Raw genomic sequence first — 6,606 nt, forward strand, 5'->3', positions numbered from 1 at the left:
TGAAGGGTACTAAGCATGTTCTTGTTTTATGCTCGTGTATTCAATCGCGGCTTGATATAATAGAAGAAACTTGAAATCGGTTCGTGAAAAGAAACGTCTTATTCGATTGGAAGAGTCAAGGACAGTTGAAGCTTGGAGGGGATGATATGTCGGATGGCTCCCATAAGCAATACCTGCTCATGCACAAGCACGTCCCTGTAGCCGACATTGAGCTAGATGAAGCAACCTGCTCGATTTCTGCCATTGGGCATGTTTATCATGAGCAGCATGCTCCTGTAGGAATACCGGTGAAACGGGGGCGGATCGACCGCGCTGCCTTGAACGAATGGTGGAGAAGCCGCGCTATTCCCGCCAGCCGTGACGGGATTAAAGAAGCTTTGCTGGAGCTCAATCTCTCCACTACCCAAAAGCTGCTGGATAAGAGCTTGGGGCTGAGCTTATCTGACCAGTATTGGATTTGTCCCTCCGGCTCAGATGTAAACTGGTCCAAGGTGAATTTTTTTGACAATCCTTTTTCTGATGATGTGGGAAATGTGCTGTTCGGCAAAGGCTCATCCAGCGAACGGATCAGCCTGATGTCGCCGGATAATACTTCTGACGGCTGGCTGAAAAAAAAGTGGGCGATCCTGGAAGGAAAGCGCTGCTTGATCAAAGGTGGAAGCGGGGCGACTCAACAGGAGCCTTATAACGAGGTGCTGGCTAGCAGGATCATGGAGCGGCTCGACATTCCCCATGTTCCCTATTCGCTATTGCTTCAGGACGACTATCCGTACAGCGTGTGCGAGAACTTCATCACCCCCCAAACTGAACTGGTTACGGCTTGGTATGTGATGCGGACGCAGACAAAGCCCAATCATGTCTCGATTTACCAGCATTATGTGAACTGTTGTAAGGCGCTAGGGATTCCCGGCATCGTTGATGCGCTTGATCGAATGATTGTCGTGGACTATCTCATTGCCAATGAGGATCGGCACCAAAACAATTTCGGCGTCGTTCGGAATGCGGAAACCTTGGAATGGCTCGGGCCTGCGCCCATTTATGACAGCGGCTCCTCCCTGTGGTTCTCCAAGCCGCTGGGGTTGATTTCCCCCACCGCCAAGCTGACCTGCAAGCCGTTCAAGCAGGATCACGAGGAGCAGCTTAAGCTGGTGACCAATGTGGACTGGCTCGATTTGGCGGCGCTGCAAGGCATAGACGAGGAGCTTCGAGAAATAGGGCGGGGCTCACTCTTTATGGATGCGTCCCGGTGCGACGCTCTGTGTACGGCCCTGTTGAAACGCATCGAGTTGTTGGCTGAGTTTATCCGTTCTCGAAGCTCCACGTTTTGGAGGGATGAACACAGTGCCGACGTAGCAGAAGATATTGCTTACAGCGGCATGCAGTCTGAGGAGGACTGGGAGCGATAATCGTTGCGGAAAATATAAGCCCTGTACATCCTATCATCAGGGATTGTGCAGGGCTTTTGCTACCGATAGTAAAAGAACAGGATCTCCTTCACCTGCCAAATACTTTCGGCCAGCACGTAAAACAGCACCACATTCCGGGTTCGCTTCTTGTATTTCGATGCTTCTTCATCCGCGCCGGACAAGCGCACCATACCATACAGGAACCGGCAGACGCAGCCCAGGCGAATCAGGACAATGAGCGACTGAGCCAATTCCTCCAGCGTGACCATCGCTTTACCCGGCCTTGGCCAGCTTGCGGGCCATGCCTACCAGCTTGACGCTGTGATACACGTTTTGTACCACGCCTCCGCCTCCCCCTGTGGTCAGCACAAAGTCGGCCAAAAAGCGCGGCGTCCGAATGGCCAGCATCATGCAGGCTAAGCCCCAAAACATATGGTTTTGCAGCATCAGCCCCACGCCCAACTTGGCTAAAGCGATTTGAATCACCACCGCCAACATGGATTGCAGGAACTTTTGGGCATAGGCCCGGAAGACGCCTCGGTCGTTATCCAAAAGTCCGGCACAGGCCAAGGGAATGCCTACGCGCAAGATGAACATTTCCAATCCTCGCATGAGGAACTGAAAATACAGAATGAAAAAACAGACGATGAAGATCAGGCCAAACACAGCAGTCACCAATCCGGCGGATTCTAAAGCGTTCATCCATGTTTGCCAGTTATAATTGATGGATTCACCGATGACGGAGAGCAACCGGTTTGTTAAATCCTCTACCATCAGCCCCAGCCAGGTATAAATGGTTGGAAAGCAAATCGCTACCGCCATCGCCCGAAAAAAGTTGGTCAGGAGAAACAGCGGCTCCTCATCCGGATCACCGTCGGTCCACAGTACGTAGATTTCAAACCCCTTTTTCAAAAACTTCAAAATCATCCAGGCGACGCCGAAGGAAAACACGATCTCATACAGGTTCTCCAGCAAGTTTGCACCAGTGGATAGGGTCATGTATTTTTCCGCATACAAGGAAATCGGTACAATATCCTTCAGCAAGCTGTTCAGGTAAACCAACGAGCCATTTAGCAGCGCAATAATCAGTACAAGCAAAATTTTCTCCAAAACACGCCTCTCCTTTCTGCGGAAAGCAGTGCTTGGACCGCTTCCCACTGAAGGCTTTTCGCTCTTACCTCCGGTAATTGAACATTTCCCTGATCCGTTCCGTAAGTGTAGGCAGAATGGTGCCGCTGAACAGCAGGTACAGTCCGCCAAGCAGCAGAGCTCCGATGACCACCGCCATCAAAATCTTCACGGCGCTATCCACGAAGCCTTCCCCGCGGCGGTTGTTCAGCGCCAATTTTGCGGTTCTTGTCGCTTGCAATGCTTTTTCCTTAAGTGATTTCAGTCCTTTTTTCATGTTCAATCCCTCCTGATTGGTTTGGAAATAAAAAAGAGCCAGTTGATGAGCAAGCCTGGCTTACTTGTAGTACCCGATGATGATATTGAGTGTAGCCGAACCGAGCACTGCCCCGATGCAGGAAACAATGGCGACAATAATTCGATTATTCACGAGGTAAGCACATCAAAGTGTACTCCCTCCCAAACCGGACGTACCTCTCTCAAGGTATCCGGCTCTCCATTTGTCATGCCTTAACAGATTTGCTTTTGTGTATGTTTTTATGACAGTCACTACAGACGGCAAGGGTCTTTCTGCGCTTCTCGCGCATAAGGGCTTCCCAGTGGCTATGGCCGGTCAAATCCTTCAAGCGTTTCACCTGATGGATTTCAATTGCTTCGCCGACTTTCCCGCATAGTTCGCAGCATTTCCTCCGTATTCTGGCGGCAAGGCTGGCGGGTCTGTCGTACCGCCTAAATATGGGCAGCACGTTCAAGTCGGCAAATGCCTGTTTTTCTTTTCTGCCATAGCCCTGATTGTAGAATGTACGTTGCTTTACCCCTGACTTCGTTAGATATTCGACAGTGAAGGCGCCATTTTTGACATACTTTGTCTTAATGACCTTAACCTTCGTGGTGTACTTCCCCGCAAAGGTTTTGCACATGCTGTGATACATCAGGCCCCCGAATTTCCCTATTACAGAAGCGTTGTTCGCTATGCAGTAATAGTTGTAGAGGCCGCGTACCTCGCTGTTGTACGCCTGCAAAATCGAAATATCCTCCTTGTTGATGAGCGCGCTGCGATGAATCGCTTTATACCGTTCGTTGCCCGCCTTGTCCTTGGATACCTGAATCGCGCCAAGCGCTTTCAGCTTGGAAGCCCATTTTTCATGCGGAACATACAGCCGCACCTGACGGTCGTACATCCGTTTTCTCACGCCATTTTTGTCTTTTGCAATAGCTTGACTTCGCGAAACCGTGATGTCATAGGATAAAAACCGCGCAAAGTCGCTGGTGTGAGTGATTTTGGTCTTTTCTACGGAAAGAGTGAGTTTCAATTTTTCAGACAGGAACTTGCGTATATCCTCCTTGATCTCTTCTGCATCCGCCTTGCTTCCGATCATGCCGATAATGAAGTCATCGGCGTATCTTATATATTGCAGACGCTTGTAGCCCTTATCCGATGAAACCTGCGGATTCACCGTCAGTTTCGTCGTGGTAAGGCTTTTGAGAGCTTTGGCATGTTCCTTTCGTTCCGTCTCTGTCATGCTGTCCCATGATTTACCGATTTTTTGCTTAAACCGTCTTGCCTGATTGTCCAGCCTGATATATTCGGGGTTGCGCTTCATCTTCATTCCCGTATCAAACTGGCGCTTGTATTCGTCCATATAGCTGTCAAGCTCATTCAGGTAGATGTTCGCAAGGATTGGACTGCATCCGGAACCCTGTGGGGTGCCGGAATAGGTCACATGGTATCTCCATTGCTCCATATATCCCGCTTTCAGGAATTTCCACATCAGCGCAATAAACGCCTCATCGTCAATTCGCCTGCGGAGAATCTCAATCAGCACATGGTGGTCAAAGCTGTCAAAGCAAGCCTGGATGTCGCCCTCGATAAACCACTTCGCGCCTGTGAATTTCGCTTGTAAATCCGAAAGCGCAGTATGACAGCTCCGGTTAGGCCGGAAGCCGTGGGAGTTGTCTGAAAACGTAGGCTCGTAGATGCTTTCCAGTATCATTTTGACGACTTCCTGCAACAGTTTGTCGTCAGCGGACGGTATCCCCAGCGGGCGCTGTTTGTTACTATTCTTCTTTGCGATATAAGTGCGCCGCGCCGGTTTGGGCTGGTAACTGTGATCTTTCAGCGATTCTATCAACTTTTCGATTCGCTTTTCGCTCAACCCGTCGATTGTAGTGCCGTCTACCCCCGTCGTCATGCTGCCGTCGTTGGAATAAATCCGCTGATAGGCAAGCATATAGAAGTCAGGGTTGTACAGATTCCTGTAAAGGCGCTGGAACCTGTAGCTGGGATCTTTCGCTTTTTCCGTTAAGGTTTTTAACACTTCAATCGGAATTCTCATCGTGCCTCCGCACCTTCCTTTCTTTGTGTCAAAAGACAAACTGCCTCCCTTCGCATAGCGGCTCCGGCCGCATTGTGGACGGCTTTCCCGTCCTCAAACTACTACGGAGGCTCTGTTGCCATGCCCGACACTGCCGGGTTTAGGCAATCCCCGTTTAGGTCTGCCAAGATGAGCGTTCTGTGTTGTCGGATAAGACTTTCGCCGTTTACCGCTTCTCGCGGTCGCCCAATTACGAGTATCACGCGGCTGTACAAAATGGAAATACAACCGCCGTAATTCCATGCGTTTCATCTCTTTTCGCATGATGGGTGTCCATATCCCTAAGCTCCGGCTATCGTTTACGCAGTGTAGCATTTATCCTCATACACAGATTTTCATTCCCACATACCGCGTTTTATGAAGAGCTTTATGATACGCCGTATGCCTGTTCCGCTTGGGAACAACGACATGCTACACTCCCCTTCAGGTTTCCCATCCAAGTAAGTCGTGGAATGACAGGGCGCGATGACTCCTCGCGTGATACTTTCACCTGCCGCTTGCTCAAGGCGGAATTTCGGCAAACCCGCGTATGCGTATCGATTTTACGCATACTTACGGGCGCAGCATTTTTTGGTATCCATTTCATCGGCGGCGGAACGGCGAATGCAGAAATAGATGATGAGCAGGCCGGACACGATGGGAGCCAGGATCATCAGCCAGGTGGTCACATCCCCGATCAGCTTTTCCGTTCCCGTTACCAGCTTACTGTCCTTGATGTCTCCTGCGGCGAAGGCGGACGGGGAAGTTAGAATGTTCCAGCAAAGCGTCACAGCCATCGCCGCTACAAAACGAAGTTTTGGATGAAGCGTGGGCAACCGGTTGAATTTTCTTACTCGTCCGGCATCGGGGGCATGCCCATGCCCTTGGCTGCTGCCGCTTGCTGCTGTTCGGCCAGTTGTCGGGCAATGTCCTTTTGGTAATACACCCAAATGTTCCACAGTTTCACCTCCTCTCTCGTGTCGGTACGGATGGGCCGCTTGCGCTCCCGTTCTTCCCGCACCTGGCGGTTATGCTCCTTGTCGCCTAAACCCATCATCTGGTTAAAGGCCCATTCGCTAAGATCGGGAGAAAACATCATGGCGGGATGACTGCGGGAGAGGACAATCTGATAGGGCCGGGACACTCGCCGTACTTCATCTACGGTCAGCAGCTTGCGCTCCAGCAGATTAAGGGAATGAGAGGTGCTTGGTGTGGAATATTTGCCGTGGGAGGCCGAAAGCTGGTAGCTGGAGGTGGTGTACGTTCCCAGCTTTTCGCTGATTTCGCGCAGCGTCTCCAGGTCGTCGGCCTGGAGATAAATCCAGGTTTGGCAGTTAGATTTGATGATACTGGCGGCGTGATCGTCGTATTTTTCCTTCAATTGCTCGAAGCTCTGTACAAACAGGTTGAAACGCATGCCCCGCCCGCCGCCAACGGTGAGCTTGTTGGTAAAGTCGGCAATGGGCGTGAAGTTGCCAAACTCATCCAGCATGAAATTCACCCGCCGCTTCAAGCGCCCACCGCGTTTGTCCGCCTCGGCCGTGAGCAACTCATAGAGTTGGGATACCATGAGGGAGGCTACCGGATAGAACGTAGTTTTTTCGTCCGGCAAAATGATAAAAAGTGCCTGCTTCCGCTCACCAAGACTGGCAACCTGGATTCCCGGGAACTCATAACGAGGATGGTGGATCGATTCCCAAACTGGTATAGATCTCCTT

At 50.9% G+C, this 6,606-nt stretch carries 7 protein-coding genes; 1 reads left to right on the forward strand and 6 read right to left on the reverse strand.

The window, feature by feature from the left end; all coding sequences use genetic code 11:
- Positions 1-146 precede the first annotated feature (146 nt).
- The gene (locus DQG13_RS20190) at positions 147-1,406 is read left to right on the forward strand and encodes a HipA domain-containing protein (RefSeq protein ID WP_113021580.1); all 1,260 of its coding nucleotides are present in this window, start codon (positions 147-149) and stop codon (positions 1,404-1,406) included.
- A gap of 59 nt (positions 1,407-1,465) precedes the next feature.
- On the opposite strand, the gene DQG13_RS20195 is transcribed toward DQG13_RS20190, so the two are convergent.
- The 6 genes from DQG13_RS20195 to DQG13_RS20220 all read right to left on the reverse strand — a co-directional run.
- Positions 1,466-1,675, reverse strand: coding sequence for a mercury transporter (locus tag DQG13_RS20195; RefSeq protein WP_113021581.1), 210 nt, complete (start codon positions 1,673-1,675; stop codon positions 1,466-1,468).
- Positions 1,676-1,679: 4 nt separating this feature from the next.
- Positions 1,680-2,516, reverse strand: a complete 837-nt coding sequence (locus DQG13_RS20200; RefSeq protein WP_113021582.1) for a conjugal transfer protein TrbL family protein — start codon at positions 2,514-2,516, stop codon at positions 1,680-1,682.
- Positions 2,517-2,580: 64 nt separating this feature from the next.
- Positions 2,581-2,811 (reverse strand): DUF6133 family protein, encoded by a 231-nt coding sequence (locus tag DQG13_RS20205; RefSeq protein ID WP_113021583.1) that lies wholly within the window; start codon positions 2,809-2,811, stop codon positions 2,581-2,583.
- A 226-nt stretch (positions 2,812-3,037) separates the two neighbouring features.
- On the reverse strand, positions 3,038-4,870 hold the full coding sequence (locus tag DQG13_RS20210; protein ID WP_113021584.1) for a reverse transcriptase domain-containing protein: 1,833 nt from the start codon (positions 4,868-4,870) through the stop codon (positions 3,038-3,040).
- 581 nt (positions 4,871-5,451) lie between these two features.
- On the reverse strand, positions 5,452-5,679 hold the full coding sequence (locus DQG13_RS20215) for a hypothetical protein (RefSeq protein WP_220094425.1): 228 nt from the start codon (positions 5,677-5,679) through the stop codon (positions 5,452-5,454).
- Positions 5,680-5,738: 59 nt separating this feature from the next.
- Positions 5,739-6,606 (reverse strand): type IV secretory system conjugative DNA transfer family protein (locus tag DQG13_RS20220; protein ID WP_181592870.1); only part of this gene is annotated, 868 nt, incomplete at its 5' end.

This window comes from Paenibacillus sp. YN15 (genome assembly GCF_003285005.1).
Lineage (GTDB): Bacteria > Bacillota > Bacilli > Paenibacillales > NBRC-103111 > Paenibacillus_AR.